This is a genomic window from Salmonella sp. SAL4457 (assembly GCF_046548235.1).
Classification (GTDB): Bacteria; Pseudomonadota; Gammaproteobacteria; order Enterobacterales; family Enterobacteriaceae; genus Salmonella; species Salmonella enterica.
The window spans coordinates 1-341 of sequence record NZ_JBGDZO010000181.1 but is presented as its reverse complement, the minus strand read 5'-3'; the positions used below and the strand labels follow the sequence as shown (position 1 = coordinate 341).

Annotated in this window: 1 pseudogene; it reads left to right on the top strand. The window is 64.2% G+C overall.

Annotated features, from left to right (window positions below):
* A pseudogene (locus tag ACLJNW_RS23810) lies at positions 1 to 341 on the top strand (hypothetical protein); the annotation flags it as partial.

Below are 341 nucleotides of genomic sequence, written 5' to 3'. Positions count from 1 at the left end.
GAACTGCTGGTGCTGCAACGGCAACTGCACAAGACCATCGTGTTCGTCAGCCACGACCTCGACGAGGCGCTGAAGATCGGCACCCGCATCGCGATCATGAAGGACGGCCGGATCATCCAGCACGGCAAGCCGGAAGAGATCGTGCTGAGCCCCGCGGACGACTACGTGCGTACCTTCGTCGCCCATACCAACCCGCTCAACGTGCTGTGCGGCCAGAGCCTGATGCGTGGCCTCGACCAGTGCATCCGGCAGAACGACGAGATCTGCTTCGACCAGGGCCGCGACTGCTGGATCGGTCTCAGCGAAGGCGACGTGCTCAAGGGCGCGCGCCAGGGCAGCAA